Origin of the sequence: Actinomyces sp. B33 (genome assembly GCF_028437565.1) — a bacterium.
Classification (GTDB): Bacteria; Actinomycetota; Actinomycetes; order Actinomycetales; family Actinomycetaceae; genus Pauljensenia.
In genome coordinates this window covers 1-15,796 of the sequence record NZ_JAMRYR010000001.1, presented here as the reverse complement: position 1 = coordinate 15,796, position 15,796 = coordinate 1, and the positions used below count along the sequence as shown (strand labels likewise).

At 69.7% G+C, this 15,796-nt stretch carries 10 protein-coding genes; 8 read left to right on the top strand and 2 right to left on the bottom strand.

Features of this window, described 5'->3' with window-relative positions; translation table 11 throughout:
• The first annotated feature begins 4 nt into the window (after window positions 1-4).
• The 8 genes from M3T53_RS00050 (at window position 5) to M3T53_RS00015 (ending at window position 10,886) form a co-directional block, all read left to right on the top strand.
• A complete protein-coding gene (locus M3T53_RS00050) occupies window positions 5-436 on the top strand; it encodes an RbsD/FucU family protein (protein ID WP_272432379.1) in 432 nt (143 codons plus the stop codon).
• Between the two features lie 155 nt (window positions 437-591).
• Entirely contained in the window at window positions 592-1,338 is a 747-nt protein-coding gene (locus M3T53_RS00045) for a DeoR/GlpR family DNA-binding transcription regulator (protein ID WP_272432378.1), read from the top strand.
• A gap of 10 nt (window positions 1,339-1,348) precedes the next feature.
• Entirely contained in the window at window positions 1,349-2,695 is a 1,347-nt protein-coding gene (locus M3T53_RS00040; RefSeq protein ID WP_272432377.1) for a dihydrolipoamide acetyltransferase family protein, read from the top strand.
• Between the two features lie 25 nt (window positions 2,696-2,720).
• Window positions 2,721-4,088: a dihydrolipoyl dehydrogenase gene (gene lpdA / locus M3T53_RS00035; RefSeq protein ID WP_272432376.1), complete on the top strand. Its 1,368-nt coding sequence runs from the start codon at window positions 2,721-2,723 to the stop codon at window positions 4,086-4,088.
• Between the two features lie 92 nt (window positions 4,089-4,180).
• A complete protein-coding gene (locus M3T53_RS00030) occupies window positions 4,181-6,634 on the top strand; it encodes an alpha-ketoacid dehydrogenase subunit alpha/beta (protein ID WP_272432375.1) in 2,454 nt (817 codons plus the stop codon).
• Between the two features lie 148 nt (window positions 6,635-6,782).
• Entirely contained in the window at window positions 6,783-8,084 is a 1,302-nt protein-coding gene (locus tag M3T53_RS00025; RefSeq protein WP_272432374.1) for a PHP domain-containing protein, read from the top strand.
• Between the two features lie 32 nt (window positions 8,085-8,116).
• Complete coding sequence (locus M3T53_RS00020) at window positions 8,117-9,133, top strand: SDR family NAD(P)-dependent oxidoreductase (RefSeq protein ID WP_272432373.1); 1,017 nt, start codon at window positions 8,117-8,119, stop codon at window positions 9,131-9,133.
• Between the two features lie 148 nt (window positions 9,134-9,281).
• Window positions 9,282-10,886: an alcohol dehydrogenase catalytic domain-containing protein gene (locus tag M3T53_RS00015; protein WP_272432372.1), complete on the top strand. Its 1,605-nt coding sequence runs from the start codon at window positions 9,282-9,284 to the stop codon at window positions 10,884-10,886.
• A gap of 192 nt (window positions 10,887-11,078) precedes the next feature.
• On the opposite strand, the gene M3T53_RS00010 is transcribed toward M3T53_RS00015, so the two are convergent.
• Window positions 11,079-13,052 carry a glycerophosphodiester phosphodiesterase family protein gene (locus M3T53_RS00010; protein ID WP_272432371.1) on the bottom strand — a complete coding sequence of 658 codons (1,974 nt, stop codon included), beginning with the start codon at window positions 13,050-13,052 and terminating at the stop codon, window positions 11,079-11,081.
• 202 nt (window positions 13,053-13,254) lie between these two features.
• Window positions 13,255-14,664, bottom strand: a complete 1,410-nt coding sequence (locus M3T53_RS00005) for an alanine/glycine:cation symporter family protein (protein ID WP_272432370.1) — start codon at window positions 14,662-14,664, stop codon at window positions 13,255-13,257.
• Window positions 14,665-15,796: the final 1,132 nt, after the last annotated feature.

Genomic DNA, 15,796 nt, shown 5'->3' with positions numbered 1-15,796 from the left:
GACAATGCTCTACGGACCCATGACCCACCCGCAGTTCCTGCGCGCCCTGGCCGCCGCCGGCCACGGGTCGAAGATCCTCCTGGCGGACGCGAATTACCCGCATACGACGGGGGTGTCGCAGCGCTGCGAGCTCGTCTCCCTCAACTATGCGCCGGGGATGCTCGACGTCCTCCAGGTCCTCGAGGTGCTCAAGCGGACGATCCCGATCGAGAAGGCGGAGATCATGGTGCCCGCCCCGGACGCCGAGCAGGTCGAGATCCCGATCCACGACGAGTTCCGCTCCCAGCTCCCCGATATCGAGTTCGGCGAGCTGTCCCGCTTCGACTTCTACGACGCGGCGCGCGGCGAGGACGTCGGCATCGTCGTCGCGACGGGCGAGCAGCGCCTGTACGGGAACCTTCTCCTGACGGTCGGCGTGCGCCAGCCGGGGGAGTGATCCCGCCCCGTTCGAGGGCCCGGTGCGGCGAGTCCGCACCGGGCCCTCAGTGAACGCTCTCATTGTGTGATCGCCCTTGCAAATTTTCGTTTGCTTCGCTAAAGTGAAAGCAATCGAAAATTATTCGATAGAACTCGAAGGTGATGGGGGGTGCGATGAGCCGCGCCGAGCGCACGAGTCATATCCTCAATCGCCTGGCCGCCGACGGCGAAGTCTCGGTCAGCGCCCTCGCCGAGGACCTCGGCGTTTCCCTCGTGACGATCCGGACGACCCTCAAAGACCTCGAGGACGCCGGCTACCTCGTGCGCACCCACGGCGGGGCCCGCCCCGTCGCCTACCGCAACATCCGCCTGCGCCAATCCGACTGCCTCGAGCAGAAAGAGCGCATCGCCCGGGCCGCCGCCGACATGATCCACGACGACGACCGGATCATGATCGAGGCCGGCACCACCTGCGCCCTCCTCGTCAAATACCTCGCGGCCAAGCGCGGACTGCAGATCGTCACCAACTCCATGCTCGTCTTCGCCAACGCCCGCTCGAACCCCAACCTCAACATCACCCTGACCGGCGGGCGCTTCCGCGCCGAATCCGAGTCCCTCGTCGGCCCCGTCGCCGAGCGCGCCATCAACGACTTCAACGCCCGCATCGTCTTCCTCGGCACCGACGGCTACAGCGTCGACCGGGGACTGACCACCCAACTCGTCGAAGGGGGCCAGGTCGCCACCGTCATGCGCAGGCGCGCGGAGGAGACCTGGCTGCTCGCCGACTCGTCGAAGTGCGGCCGCGCCGGCTTCGTCAGCTTCATGGGGGTCGAGGACGTCACCGGCATCATCACCGACGACCAGATCCCCGAAGAATCCATCACAGAACTGACCGAGCGCACCCGACTGCGCATCGTCTAGGAGGAAAAACATGGCCACCATCGTGGTGATGCCCCAGTTGGGCAACTCCGTCGAGTCCTGCCTGATCGTCGAATGGGCGGTTGCAGTCGGCGACGTCGTCGCCGTCGACCAGACGCTGTGCTCGATCGAGACCGACAAGTCGACGATGGAGGTGCCCAGCACCGACGCCGGCACCGTCCTGAAGATCCTGTGGGAAGAAGGCGACGAGGTCCCCGTCAAGGACCCCCTCGTCATCCTCGGGGAGCCCGGCGAGGACATCTCCGACCTCGCCCCCGCCGACTCCGCCCCCGACCGGGCCCCCACCGTGCCCGACCCCGCCGACGCGCCCGAGCCGGCCGCCCAGGCCCCCGCCCCGTCGTACGCCACCACCGCCTCCACCGGCGCCGTCTCCCCCCGGGCCCGGGCCCTGGCCGGAGCCAAGGGCGTCGACACCGCCTCGATCGCCGAGGGCTCCGGCCCCCACGGCCGCATCATCGAGCGCGACGTCGCCGCAGCCATCGCCGCCGGCCCCGTCCTCACCTCGGCCGCCCGGGCCCTCGGGGGCACCGCCGACACCGGTACCGGCATCGGCGGGCGCGTCACCACCGCCGACCTCGCCGCCCCCGCGCAGCCCTCCGCCGCCCCCGCGGTCACGCAGGCCGCCCCGGCCGCCGACTTCCCCGGCGCCACCTCCTCCGAGCCCCTCAAGGGCGTGCGCAAGGTCGTCGCCCAGCGGATGATGGCCTCCCTCCAGGAGAGCGCCCAGCTCACCTTGACGACCACCGCCGACGCCACCGGACTGCTCGCCCTGCGCGCCAAGCTCAAGAACTCCGACGAGTCCCTGGGCCTGACCCGCGTGACGATCAACGACCTCGTGTGCTTCGCCGTCGCCAAGACGCTCCCGAAGTACCCGGTCTTCAACGCCACCCTCGAGGACGGGGTCCTCACCACCTACGAGCAGGTCCATCTCGGCTTCGCCGCCGACACCCCCCGCGGCCTCCTCGTCCCCGTCATCCGGTCGGCCCAGGCCCTGACCCTCAAGCAGTTCTCCGCCGAGGCCAAGCGCCTCGGGGCGGACGCCGTCAACGGCGCCATCTCCCCCGAGTACCTGTCCGGCGGGACCTTCACCGTGTCGAACATCGGCGCCTTCGGCATCGAAACCTTCACCCCCGTCATCAACCGCCCCCAGACCGCGATCCTCGGCGTCGGGGCGACCACCCCCGCCCCCGTCGTCGCCGATGGGACCATCGGCGTCCAGCAGCGCATCAACTTCTCGCTGACGATCGACCACCAGGTCATCGACGGGGCGGATGGGGCCCGCTTCCTCAAGGACCTCGTCGCCGCCATCGAGGCCATCGACGTCACGGTCTTGGCCTGACCGGACGACACAAGGAGCACACACCATGACCGACACACACTTCGACGTCATCATCCTCGGGGCCGGCCCCGGCGGATACCTCGCTGCCGAGCGCCTCGGGCACGCCGGCAAGAAGGTCCTCCTCATCGAGGAGAACGCCCTGGGCGGCACCTGCCTCAACGTCGGCTGCATCCCGACCAAGACCCTCCTCGCCGGGGCGAAGAACTACCTCCACGCCAAGGAAGCCTCGCAGTTCGGGGTCGACGCCACCGGCGTCACCTACGACTGGGCGCGCATGCAGGAGTGGAAGAACACGGTCGTCTCCGGCCTCGTCGCCGGCGTCACCGCCACCGAGAAGAAGGCCGGCGTCACCGTCGTCAACGCCCGCGGGCACCTCGACGGGCCCGGCCGGGTCAGCGCCGACGGCATCCAGTACACCTGCGACCACGTCATCATCGCCACCGGCTCCGTCCCCGCGGTCCCGCCGCTTCCCGGGGTTGAGAACAACCCCGCCCTCGTCGACTCCACCGGCATCCTCTCCCTCGAGGAGGTCCCCCAGCGCCTGGCGGTCATCGGCGGCGGCGTCATCGGCGTCGAATTCGCCTCCCTGTACGCGACGCTCGGATCCGAGGTCACCGTCATCGAGATGACCCCCGAGATCCTCCCGTTCATGGACGACGACATGGCCGCGAAGATGCGCGGCGTCACCACGGGCATCACCTTCGAGCTCGGGTGCCGCGTCGAATCCCTCGACGGGGCCACCGTCCACTACTCCAAGGGGGACGAGAAGAAGTCCGTCGAGGCCGACATCGTCCTCATGGCCGTCGGCCGTCGCCCCGCCACCCAGGGGTGGGGGGCCGAGGAGGCCGGGCTGGAGATCAACCGCGGCATCGTCGTCGACGACCGCATGCGCACGAACCTGCCCAACGTCTGGGCCATCGGCGACGTCACCGGGCGCTCCCTGCTCGCCCACGCCGCCTATCGCATGGCCGAGATCGCCGCCGCCAACATCCTCGACCCCCAGGCCCACACCTCGGGCGAGGTCATGCGCTGGCACACCGTCCCGTGGGCCGTCTTCTCGATCCCCGAGGCCGCCGGCGTCGGGCTCACCGAGTCCGCCGCCAAGCGCGAGGGCCGCGATGTCCTCGTCGCCAAGGTGCCCGCCCAGATGTCCGGGCGCTTCATCGCCGAGAACGGCTTCAAGGCCCCCGGAGAGGCGAAGATCCTCGTCGACCCGACGACCCACCAGGTCCTCGGCATCCACGTGCTCGGCGCCTACGCCGCCGAGATGATCTGGGGCGCCCAGGCCGTCCTCGAGATGGAGCTCACCGTCGAGGACCTGCGCCAAGTCGTCTTCCCCCACCCCACCGTCTCCGAGGTCATCCGCGAAGCCGCCTGGGCCGTCACACTCTGAACGCTCCGAACGCCGCCGGGCGAGCCGCCCGGCCGGGCCCTGACGGGCCGCCGCCATCCCTCGACCGAACCCACCGAAAGAAGTAGATACCGATGACTCAGTCCCTGATCGTCGACCCGAGCAAGGTCCGCGCCCCCGGTCGCGTCGAATTCCCCGAGGTCCCCATCAACCAGTACTCGTTCGACCTCGACGCGGAGATCGGCCGCCACGGCGAGGACGGCCTGGTCAACATGCTCCACGACATGATCGTCGTGCGCACCTTCGAGTCGATGCTCGACTCCATCAAGAAGACCGGCGAATGGCAGGGCGTCGCCTACAACCACAAGGGCCCGGCCCACCTGGGCATCGGCCAGGAGTCCGCCTACGTCGGCCAGGCCGCCGTGCTGACCCCCGACGACCAGGTCTTCGGCTCCCACCGCTCCCACGGCGAGATCCTCGCCAAGTGCTACTCGGCGATGCGCCAGCTGCCCGCCGACCAGCTCGAGCAGATCATGACCACTTTCCTCGACGGCGAGACCCTGTCCTTCGCCGAGAAGATCGACTACTCCGACACCCTCGACCTCACCGAGAACTTCATCCTCTTCGGCGCCCTCGCCGAGATCTTCGCCCGCAAGTCCGGCTTCAACCGGGGCCTGGGCGGCTCGATGCACACCTTCTTCCTGCCCTTCGGCTCCTACCCGAACAACGCCATCGTCGGCGGGTCCGCGCCCGTGGCCAACGGCGCCGCCCTGTTCAAGCGGATCACCCGCAAACCCGGCATCGTCGTGTCCAACGTCGGCGACGCCGCCTTGGCGTGCGGCCCCGTGTGGGAGGCCATGAACTTCGCCGCCATGGACCAGTTCCGCACCCTGTGGCGCGAGGAGGACGGCGGCAATCCGCCGATCCTGTTCAACTTCTTCAACAACTTCTACGGCATGGGCGGCCAGACCTACGGCGAGACCATGGGCTACGACGTCCTCGCCCGCGTCGGCGCGGCCCTCAACCCCGAGGCCATGCACGCCGAGCGCGTCGACGGCATCAACCCCCTGGCCGTCGCCGACGCGGTCTCCCGCAAGAAGAAGATCCTCGAAGAGGGGCGCGGCCCCGTCCTCATGGACACGATCACCTACCGCTTCTCCGGGCACTCGCCGTCGGACGCCTCCTCGTACCGCACCAAGGACGAGGTCTCCCTGTGGGAGGAGGTCGACTGCATCGCGACCTACTCCGACCTGCTGATCTCCAACGGTCTGACCAGCCGGTCCGACATCGACGACTACACGGCCGGCCTGACGGAGAAGCTCGTCAAGGTCCTCCAGCTGGCCATCGACGAGGAGAACTGCCCTCGCGTCGCCGACGGCTACATCGACACCGTGATGTTCTCCAACACCCCCGTCGACGCGATGGAGGAGGGCGAGGCCGAGATCGATCTGACGGACAACCCCCGCGTCAAGGCCCTGGAGAAGAAGATCCGCACCGCCGTCGACGAGAATGGCAAGCCGGTCTCCAAGATGCGGATGTACCAGTTCCGCGACGGCCTCTTCGAGGCGATGCTCCACCGCTTCACAGAGGACCCGACGATGGCCGCCTGGGGCGAGGAGAACCGCGACTGGGGCGGCGCCTTCGCCGTCTACCGCGGCCTCACCGAGGCCCTGCCCTACCGGCGCCTCTTCAACTCGCCGATCGCCGAGGCCTCGATCGTCGGCGCCGGCGTGGGCTACGCGATGGCCGGCGGCCGCGCCGTCGTCGAGCTCATGTACTGCGACTTCCTCGGGCGCGCCGGCGACGAGGTCTTCAACCAGATGGCGAAGTGGCAGTCGATGTCCGCCGGTCTGCTCAAGATGCCGCTCGTCCTGCGCGTGTCCGTCGGCAACAAGTACGGCGCCCAGCACTCCCAGGACTGGTCGGCCCTGACGGCCCACATCCCCGGCCTCAAGGTCTACTTCCCGACGACCCCCACCGACGCCAAGGGCATGCTCAACCTCGCCCTGCGCGGCACCGACCCGGTGGTCTTCTTCGAGTCCCAGCTCCTGTACGACAAGGGCGAGGAGTTCGAGCCCGGCGGCGTCCCCGAGGGCTACTACGAGACTCCCGAGGGCGAGCCCGCGATCCGGCGCGAGGGCACGGACATCACCATCGCCGGCTACGGCGCGACGATGTACCGGGCGATGGAGGCCGCGCAGGTCCTCGAGGACGAGTACGGGATGAGCGCCGAGGTCATCGACCTGCGTTTCGTCGCCCCGCTCAACTACGACACGCTCATCGAGTCCGTGAAGAAGACGGGCCGCCTGCTGCTGACCTCGGACGCGGTCGAGCGCGGCTCCTTCCTCAACACGGTCGCCGCCAACGTCCAGACCCTGGCCTTCGACGCCCTCGACGCGCCGATCGCCATCGTCGGGTCGCGCAACGGCATCACGCCCGGCCCCGAGCTGGAGTCGTACTTCTTCCCGCAGGTCGATTGGATCATCGACGCGATCCACGAGCGGATCGTCCCGTTGCCCGGTCGCGTCCCGTCGACCGCACACCAGACCGAGGGCGAGATCGCGCGACTGAACCGACTCGGACTGTGAGACGCGGCCGGTCGGACGCACTCGCGGCGATGGCGCCGCCGAGCCGTCCGACCGGCCCGCAGCGCGGCGACGGCGCCGCGCCCGCCCCCAGCGGACCCTTTTTGTCCCCACCCCTGCCGACCACATGCACGAAGCGATGCGAGGAGCCATGGACGCCATCAACGACGCGACCCTGAGCCAAGAGGAACGACTCGACGCCCTGCGCCGGGCCATTCCCGATGAGGACTTCCCCGAATGGGTCGTCGAATCCAACAACCACATCCACACCTGCTACTCCTTCAGCCCGTACACGCCGACCGCGGCCGCCCTCAACGCCCGTCGCAACGGGCTGCGCGTCGTCGGCTCGGTCGACCACGACTCCATCGCCGCCGCCCACGAGATGACCGAGGCGACGCGGCTGCTCGGCATGGGCTCGGTCACCGGTTTCGAGATCCGCGCCTTCTTCGACCCCGAGGGGCCCCTGGGCGAGCGCAAGCTCAACAACCCCGACTCCGCGGGCATCGCCTACATGACCGTCCAGGGCGTGCCCCACCAGGCGCGCGACGCGGTAGACGCCTGGCTCGCCCCGATGCGCGCCGCCCGCCTGGAGCGGACCCTGGCGATGGCCGAGGCCGCCAACGAGATCCTCGTCGGCCTCGGGCTGGAGCCCTTCGATCCGCAGGCCGACATGGTCGGCATCTCCCAGTACGCGTCGGGCGGGGGAATCACCGAGCGCCACCTCCTCGCCGCCATGGCGACCGCCCTCATCACGGGCTTCGGCCGAGGGCCCTCCCTCGTCGAGGGGCTCGAATCGATGGGCGTGACCGTCCCCGGCCCGCTGGCGGCCGCCCTCGCTGACGCCGAGAACCCGCACCTGATGTACGACCTCCTCGGCGTCCTCAAGGCGGAGTACCTCGACCGGATCTACATCCAGCCGACCGACGAGTGCGTCACCGCGAAGGAGGTCGTCGCCTTCGCCGACTCCATCGGGGCCATCGCCACTTACGCCTACCTCGGGGACGTGTCCGCCTCCCCGACGGGCGACAAGAAGGCCGAGAAGTTCGAGGACGACTTCCTCGACGAGCTCTTCGAGGCGATGGAGGACACGGGGCTGCGCGCCGTGACCTACATGCCGCCGCGCAACACCCCCGCCCAGCTCGCCCGCATCCATGAGCTCGCCGTCAAGCACGGGATGCTCGAGATCTCCGGGGTCGACATCAATCAGCCGCGCCAGGCGTTCACCTGCCCGGAGCTGCGCCGCCCCGAGTTCGCCGGCCTCAACGAGGCCACGTGGGCCATGGTCGCCCACGAGGCCCTGTCCACCATCGACCCGGGCCTCCACCTCCTCGGATCGGGCCGCCCGACCCCCGAGCGCCTCGCCGAGCGCATCGCCGAATACGCCCCCCTGGGCCGGGCCATCGCCGACGGCGAGGACCCCGCCTCCGTCGCGCGCCGCGCCACCCGGGCCTGACCCGCCGATCTCCCACGACCAAGGAGCACTCCATGTCCCACGCCCCCGCATTGCGCGGCCTCCTCCTCAAGACCCTCGGCCGGCCCGTCATCGTCCGGGCCACCGACGGGGCCCCCGTCCTCGACCTGCCCGCCGACCTGAGCGGAGCCGAGGCCCTCGTCGACCTCGAACTCCCCGCCGTCGTCGCCGTCGACGGGCACTCCTACGAGGTCTCGACGACCTCCCGCTCCGAACGGGAGATCTCCGGGCGCGTCGCCGTCGTCACCGGCGGCGCCCAGGGGTTCGGCGCCGAGATCGCCAAGGGCCTCGTCGACCAGGGCTGCTTCGTGTACATCGCCGACCTCAACGGCGACGGCGCGGCCGCCAAGTCCGCCGAGCTCGGATCCGACGTCACCCACCCGATCACCGTCAACGTCGCCGACGAGGACTCCGTCGCCGCGATGGCCGCCGAGATCGAGCGGGTCACCGGCGGCCTCGACCTCGTCGTGTCGAACGCCGGGATCGTCCGCGCCGGATCCGTTCTCGAGCAGGACCTCGGGGCCTTCCAGCTGTCGACCGACATCAACTATGTCGCGTTCTTCCTCGTCACCAAGCACCTCGGCGGGCTCCTCGCCCGTCAGCACGAGACGTCCGGCGGCGCATGGCTCACCGACATCATCCAGATCAACTCCAAGTCCGGCCTCGTCGGCTCGAATAAGAACGCCGCCTACGCCGGATCGAAGTTCGGCGGCATCGGCCTCGTCCAGTCCTTCGCCCTGGAGATGGTCGAGCACGGCGTCAAGGTCAACGCGATCTGCCCGGGTAATTTCTACGACGGCCCCCTGTGGTCCGACCCGGTCAAGGGCCTCTTCGTCCAGTACCTCGAATCCGGGAAGGTCCCCGGGGCCCGCACGGTCGCCGACGTCAAGGAGTTCTACGAGTCGAAGGTCCCCATGCGCCGGGGAGCCACCGGCGTCGACGTCCTGCGCGCGATCTACTACATCGTCGAGCAGGCCTACGAGACCGGGCAGGCGCTGCCCGTCACCGGCGGCCAGGTGATGATGAACTGACCGTCGACGCCACACGATCCGGGCCCCGCCCGCCCGCTCGCCGAGACCGGCCGCGCAGCGGGGCCGAGGGCCTCCCGCACTCCCCAGAGGGCCCGACGGCCCGGCGCGAGACCACCAGACAGACTCCCCAGTAGTAAGGACCCGTCCCATGACCGAGTACCCCGACAGCCAGTACGCGATCCAGATCGTCGGCCAGGAGCAGTTCATCGTCAACGACAGCAAGCCCATCGACCCGGTCGGGCCGCATCAGATGATGCTCCGGGTCGAGGCCTGCGGCATCTGCTTCTCCGACACGAAGCTCCTCCACCAGTTCGACACCCACCCGCGCAAGTCGGAGGTCGTCGCCGGCATCGACCTCGACGCCCTCGCCGAGATCCCCAGCTACCACCCGGGCGCGCAGCCGACCACCCCCGGCCACGAGCCCGTCGCCCGCATCGTCGAGGTCGGGGAGAAGGTCACCCATTTCGCGGTCGGCGACCGCGTCCTCGTCCAGGCGGACTGGAAGCACCTGCGCACCGCGAAGTCCAACGGGGCGTTCGGCTACAACTTCGACGGCGCCCTCCAGGAATACGTCGTCGTCGACGAGCGCTGCGTCGTCTCGCCCACCGGCGAGGAGTTCCTCATCCACGTCTCCGACGGCCCCTCCGCGGCCGCCGTCGGCCTCATCGAGCCGTGGGCCACCGTCGAGGGCTCCTACGCGTGGGCCGAGCGAAACCACCTCGCCGACGGGGGCCGTCTCCTCGTCGTCGGGGAGGGCTGCGTCGACTCCCTGACGGCCTCCCACGCGCCCGCCGAGACCGTCGCCGTCGCCTGCGACGAGGTCGATTCGCTGGCCGGCCAGGAGTTCGACGACGTCGTCGTCTTCTGCGCCGACCCCGCCGTCATCGAGAAGGCGGCCCTGCTGCTCGGCACCCGCGCGGTGATGTGCGTGGTCCTCGACGGCCAGACCATCCCCCGGAAGGTGTCGCTCGACATCGGTCGCGTCCACTACGACTTCATCCGCTTCTGCGGGACCACCGGCTCCGACCCCGCCGACGGATACGCGTGGATCCCCGCCGACGGCGACCTGCGCGAGAACGACAGGTGCGCGTTCATCGGCGCCGCCGGGCCGATGGGCGTCATGCACACGATGCGCGCGGTGACCTCCGGGGTTCCGGGCCTGTCGGTGGTCGGCACCGACCTGTCCGACGAGCGCCTCGAGAGCCTGACGAGGGTCGTCGGGCCCGTCGCCGAGAAGAACGGCGTCCCCCTCGACATCGTCAACACGTCGACGTCGCCCCTCGAATACGGGTACACCCACGTCACCTGCCTCGTGCCGGTGCCGGCGCTCGTCTCCCAGGCGGTCGACATCTGCGCCGATGGGGCGATCCTCAACGCCTTCGCGGGGATCCCGGCGGGCACGTTCGGCGACTTCGACCTGCAGGGGATCATCGAGCGGAGGATCTTCATGCTCGGCACGTCGGGCTCCGACGTGTCCGACATGCGCACGGTCCTGCGCAAGATCGAGGACGGGGTGATCGACACGACGATCTCGCTGTGGGCGGTCACGGGCATGGCGGGCTTCGGCGACGCGATCACGTCGGTGATCGAGCGGACCTCCGGCGGCAAGATCATGGTGTTCCCGATGCTCCACGACCTGGGGCTGACCCCGGTCGGCGAGCTGGAGCAGGAGTACCCGCAGGTCGCGGCCCTGCTCAACGACGGCCTGTGGACGAAGGAGGCGGAGGAGGCGCTCCTGGCGTCCGCCCGCTGACCCCGTTCACGCCCTCGGCCCCGGCGTCTCGTGTCATCGACGGCGCCGGGGCCGACTCGTGCGCGCGGGGGAGGAAGTCCCGTCCGGGCCAGGGCGTCGGGCCCCGTCCCGGGAACGCGATCCCCGGCGACGCCGTGAAGCGCCTCGCCCGCCGCGTCCGGCCCCCACTGGACGCGCGTACCGCACGAACCGCTACCGCAGGAAGAGCCAGTCGACGAGCCGATCGAGGTCGGAGGCCACGGAGCGCTTCGAGACCGCGCGGATCGCGGCCTCCGGCCGATCGGTGATGATCCCGTCGACGTCGGCCGCGGCGAATCGGGAAAGGGCCTCCGGCGTGTTGACCGTCCATACGAACACGCGCTTGCCGGCGGCCCGGGCGGCCGCCAGCGCCGCGTCGGTCGCCGCCCCCTCCTCCATGACGAGGTAGTCCGCGGGCAGTCGGGAGACGTCCCCGAAGGCGAAGAAGTAGAGGTAGCCGGAGGCGATGTCCGGATGGGCGCTCTCGCAGTAGTCGATGAGGGCCGGATCGAGGCTGAGGATCACCGCAGAATCGACCATGTCGCGCTCGCGGATCATCGCGACGGCCTCGTCGACCATCCGCGGGTCGGCCGTCTCCCCCTTGAGTTCGACGAACAACCGGATCCGGCCGCGGGCAGCGTCGAGCATCTCCTCGAGCGTGGCCACCGGGCGGGCGGGCCGGCCAGGGGCGAAGCCGTTGGCGATCCGCACGGCGCGGACCTCGTCGAGGCTCATGTCCGACGACCGCTTCTCCACCCCGCCGACGCGGGCGAACGTCGCGTCGTGGTTGATGACGTAGTGCCCGTCGGCGGTGCGCTGGACGTCGATCTCGGACCATTGGGCGCCCGCCGCGATCGCCGCCTCCAGTCCGGCCAGGGAGTTCTCCGCGTCGAGTTCGCCGCCTCCCCGGTGGGCGGCGACCATCACGGGCCGGGAGGCGGGGGTCAGCTCCCCGGGGAACGCGGCGAGGAGGCCGGCGACCGCGACCACGGCGACCGCCGCCGACGCCGCCGACGCCGCGAGTCGGCGCGCGGCGGCAAGATCGGCGAGGCCGACGGCGCTCCGCCCGTCGCGGGGAGAGTCCCGCCGCGCCCGGTCCGCCTCCCGCCGACCGGCCTCGTCGAGCAGAGCGCCCGGATCGGCCTCGTCCCGCTCCCCGCCGCCGACCCCGCCGGTCGGATCGGCGCAGATCGCATGCCGCTCCCAGGTGACGAAGCGCCTCGTCACCACGCGCAGTTCACGGGGGATGGCGAGCGCCACCGCGCCACCGATGGACAGGACGATGCCCAGGCCGGTGAAGAGGATCATGAAGCGCTCCGCCGCGACGCCGTCGGGCAGGAGCAGCGACGACAGGGAGACGCTCGCCGCGAGTCCCGCCCAGGAAACGAGGAGGGCCGCCCCGAGGACGAGGAGGGAGAGCGCGATGTCCGCGAGCAGTCCCCGCCACTGGCGCGCGACGAAGCGCGCGGAGGAGCCCATCGCCTGCCATGGGCTGCACCCGCGAACGAGCATCGCCGGGATCGTCGCGATGAGGAGGAACGCGAGGACGCTGAAGGCCAGGAGCGCGCAGGCGTACGCCAGGGAGTACAGGGGATCGGCGAGGATCACGTCGGCGACGAACGCGGGCACGCGCACCCAGTCGAGTTCGGCCAGAGAGGGGCCGATCCCCGCCAGGGGCGCGATGAGGATGAAGTGGGAGACGAGGAGCAGCGTGCCGGGGTGGACGAAGCGCGGCAGCGTGGCCAGGGCCTCGACGAGGAGGCGCCGTGCGGAGGGGGGAGCCTCCCCGCGCAGGCGGGCCAGTTCGGCCAGGGAGAATGCCGCGATGTCGGTGACGAGGAGGACAGTGACGAGGGCAAGGCTCAGGAGGACGACAAGGGCGCCCGGGATGCTCAGCAGGAAGCCGGTGAGGTCGCCGGAGGTGATGCTCGTGCGCCCGGAACTGCGGATGAGGAGCCGGACGAGGACCCCGTAGGCGGGCATGACGAGGAGCGCGGTCAGGATCTTGGATAGGAGGAGGTAGCGGATGTCGAGCCAGAGGGCGGCGAGCGCTCCCGGGCGGATGGCCCCCGCGAGCCGGGTGAGCCGGGGGAATCGGGGGATCCGGGGGGCGCGGAGCCGGCGGTTCGTCCTCGCGGGGTGGTTCATTGCATCCTCGTGGCGGTGTCGTGGTCGGGTCGGAAGCGGGGGAGAACACCTCGGCCCCGGTTGCCGTCAAGGGGCGACGGGCCGGGGCCGGGTGCGCGGTCCGGTGCGCGGTGGTCGCGCCGGTTCATATGGGATGGATGGTGCGGGTGGACGGCCGGCGGGTCGCCGGGGGCGTCACCCGAGGGGCGTCTGCCCGGAGAACTCACTGCTGCCAGTAGTCGAGATCCTCGGTGATCCCGATCGAGGCGGCCCGGAAGTGGGGGTTGACGCCCTCGCGTCGCTGACGCTGGTAGTCGTCGGCGCAGTCGATCGCCTTCTTGCCCAGGAGGACGATGACCGGCAGGTTGATCAGGGCCATGAGGCCCATGAGGATGTCTCCCAGGCTCCACGCCACTTTGAATTCGAGGAAGGCCCCGAGGAAGACGAGGATGACGGCGACGGAGCGGAACGCGGTGAACCCCCAACGGGGGATGTCGATGCGGCGCAGGACGAAGCGGAAGTTGACCTCGGCGTAGTAGAAGTTGCCGATGAGCGTCGTGAAGGCGAAGAGCAGGAGGGCGAAGGAGACGAAGGGGGCGGCGAACCCGCCGAGGACGGTCGACATCGCGCTCTGGACGAGCGGGGATCCGGTGGTCTCGCCGTCGATGCCGATGCCCGACGACAGGACGATGAAGGCGGTGAGCGTGCAGATGATCATCGTGTCGATGAAGACGGAGAGCATCTGGACGAGCCCCTGCTTGGCGGGGTGGGAGACCGAGGCGGAGGCGGCGGCGTTGGGGGCCGAGCCGACGCCGGCCTCGTTCGAGTACAGGCCGCGCTTGATGCCGTGCATCATCGCCGACCCGGCGAAGCCGCCGAAGATCGCGGCGAAGTCGAAGGCCTGGGTGAAGATCGCGCCGAACATGGCGGGGACGTTGCGCCAGTTGAGGACGATGACGAGCAGGCCGAAGGCCAGGTAGATCATCGCCATGATCGGCACGAGGACGCCGGTGACGGTCGTCAGCCGCCGGGTCCCGCCGAAGATCGCCGCTCCCATGGCGATGGCGAGGACGGCCCCGACGATGTAGGGGGTCCACTCGTCGTAGGCCCACTCGTAGGCCTTGAACGCGTCGGAGACGTTGAACGAGGCGAGCAGGTTGAAGCCGCCCATGTAGGTGATGATGAGGATGACGGCGAAGAGCGTCGCCAACCAGTTCTGCTTGAGGGCGATCTGGATGTAGTAGGCGGGGCCGCCGTATGAGTTCCCGTGGGCCGAGCGCTTCTTGTAGATCTGCGCGAGGGTCGACTCGATGAAGGCCGAGGCGCCTCCGAGCAGGGCGATGACCCACATCCAGAAGACGGATCCGGCGCCGCCCAGGGCGATGGCGGTGGCGACGCCGGCGATGTTGCCGACGCCGACGCGCGAGGCGGTGGAGACCATGAGGGCCCGGAAGGAGGAGACCTCCCCGTCCTCGTGCGGCGGTTCGAGGACGACGCGGACGGCTTCGCCGAAGAGCCGCAGGGGCAGGGCGCGCGTGCGGATGAAGAAGTAGAGGCCGACGAGGATCAGCAGCGCGATGAGGATGTAGCTGTAGAGCGCGTCGCTGACGACGCTCAGGACGGAGCTCAGCATGGGGCCCTCCCAGAAGAGGCGGTTGACATGATCGATGAGGGCGGAGTCGAGGTCGGCCGATTCGCGTGGTCGAGGTGCGTCTCGAGTCTCCAACGTTTGCCGAGCATAGTGGAACAGTCAATAGTTCTTAAAAGTCTTGGTGTTGCGTAGGGGATGGCCCTGGGCTGCGCCGCCGACGAACTGCCCGCGGCCATCGCTCGTCTGGATCCGGCACGAGCCGGAATCATCGCGTTCATCCCGTTTCCGGCCGAGGTCTGCCAACAGATCCGGGGAGGATAAACCCGTTGAACGGTCGAACCGCCAGAACCGCCGGCGCACCGACTCAGTGAGGGCGTCCCCAACCGCGACGTGATCGCTTCGGCTCGTTGGCGCCGTGCTGGCCGGGCAGGCCGACGAATGGGCCGGGCAATACCATCACCTCGGTTTCGAAGCCGTGCCTTCGGCGGCAGCACCCCGCAGGACATGCCCCCGTGCTGGCCGAGGAGACCGTCGAATGGGCCGGGCGATGTTGATGTCTTGGGTTTGCAGTCGTTGTCAAGAGTCGTTTGGTCTTGTCGCCGTCGATCCGCTCCGGGAGGAAGCCCGCACGTCGACCCTGGCCGGCTGAACCCCGCCCCGAAAAGTCACCGTCGGCTGCACGACCTCACGGAAGGTGCCTCGTGCTGGCGGGGCAGGCCGATGAACGGGGCCGGCGCCGTCGTCGCTTCGGTTTCGAAAGAGCGCCATTGGCGGCGGTGCTGCGCAGGAGGTGGCCTCGTGTTGGTTGGGCAGGCTGGTGTGGGGCCCGGTTTCGTGGGTTTTGAGGTTGTCGTTAAGAGTGGTCGTGGCCTTTTCGTCGTATCGGGGTCGCCACCGTGTCCGGAGGCGTTTACCTGCAGGCGGGGGCCTCATTATTTGGAGGTTTCGTGGCCGGGAAGCGCTGCCAGGCCGTTACGAGGGAGTTGGCCGGCTCTGGTTCAAGCTGAGAGGTCGGCGTCCGACAACCCGAAAGGTCGGCGTCTGGCAACCCGAGGGGGCGTCGAGGTTGTTGTCGAGCCCGGGGGTGATGGCCTGTCGGTTGGCAGGCCATCATTCGTCCCGGATCGGCGGCTACTGGTGCCGGGGCGGCCTTGCTCCCCTCACCTGCGGGGGT

Excerpts from the sequence above, each read along its gene's own strand:
- M3T53_RS00050 (WP_272432379.1), top strand. The coding sequence starts at position 5 with ATGCTCTACGGACCCATGACCCACCCGCAGTTCCTGCGCGCCCTGGCC.
- M3T53_RS00045 (WP_272432378.1), top strand. The coding sequence starts at position 592 with ATGAGCCGCGCCGAGCGCACGAGTCATATCCTCAATCGCCTGGCCGCC.
- M3T53_RS00040 (WP_272432377.1), top strand. The coding sequence starts at position 1,349 with ATGGCCACCATCGTGGTGATGCCCCAGTTGGGCAACTCCGTCGAGTCC.
- lpdA (WP_272432376.1), top strand. The coding sequence starts at position 2,721 with ATGACCGACACACACTTCGACGTCATCATCCTCGGGGCCGGCCCCGGC.
- M3T53_RS00030 (WP_272432375.1), top strand. The coding sequence starts at position 4,181 with ATGACTCAGTCCCTGATCGTCGACCCGAGCAAGGTCCGCGCCCCCGGT.
- M3T53_RS00025 (WP_272432374.1), top strand. The coding sequence starts at position 6,783 with ATGGACGCCATCAACGACGCGACCCTGAGCCAAGAGGAACGACTCGAC.
- M3T53_RS00020 (WP_272432373.1), top strand. The coding sequence starts at position 8,117 with ATGTCCCACGCCCCCGCATTGCGCGGCCTCCTCCTCAAGACCCTCGGC.
- M3T53_RS00015 (WP_272432372.1), top strand. The coding sequence starts at position 9,282 with ATGACCGAGTACCCCGACAGCCAGTACGCGATCCAGATCGTCGGCCAG.
- M3T53_RS00010 (WP_272432371.1), bottom strand. The coding sequence starts at position 13,052 with ATGAACCACCCCGCGAGGACGAACCGCCGGCTCCGCGCCCCCCGGATC.
- M3T53_RS00005 (WP_272432370.1), bottom strand. The coding sequence starts at position 14,664 with ATGCTGAGCTCCGTCCTGAGCGTCGTCAGCGACGCGCTCTACAGCTAC.